Raw genomic sequence first — 486 nt, 5'->3', positions numbered from 1 at the left:
GGACAACCGGATGGGGACACAGCACAGAACAGGCAACCCTCACCACAACCCGGAAATAAACCGGCCTGCAGTAGGTTCTTCTTAATGATCTTTAAAGGAGTGGCTAGATCATCCACAGAAACAGCATAAACGTCTTCATCAACAGCATTTACCCCGTGTTGAGGCATAGGGGCAGTAACTACATTCGGTTTTGCGGGCGCTTCGAATTGTATCTCTTTAGCATCGATAAGGTCTTGCACCTTATTCTTTAACGCCCAACAGTCATCAGTGGCATGCCCCGGGCTGTCTGAATGGTAAGCACAACGGGCATTCGGGTTGTACTTAGGAGAGGTAGTGTTTGAGAACTTTGGCGCCTCCTTGACAGTCACCAAATTGGTGGATAGCAACTGTGGCAGGATTTGCGATAGGGTCATGCTTAACCGGGTAAACTCTCTCCGGGGTCTATCAGCCCTTTGAGGATTGTTTGGCCGAGGAGCGGCAGCAGGC

General features: G+C 50.4%; 1 protein-coding gene. It reads right to left on the bottom strand.

Annotation, left to right across the window (positions count from 1 at the left end):
• On the bottom strand, nucleotides 1-239 hold a 239-nt coding region (locus VSR34_RS38380; RefSeq protein ID WP_342965230.1), incomplete at its 3' end, for a hypothetical protein.
• Nucleotides 240-486: the final 247 nt, after the last annotated feature.

Origin of the sequence: Paraburkholderia sp. JHI2823 (assembly GCF_038900695.1) — a bacterium.
GTDB classification, from domain to species: domain Bacteria; phylum Pseudomonadota; class Gammaproteobacteria; order Burkholderiales; family Burkholderiaceae; genus Paraburkholderia; species Paraburkholderia mimosarum.
This window is presented reverse-complemented; position numbering and strand designations above follow the sequence as displayed.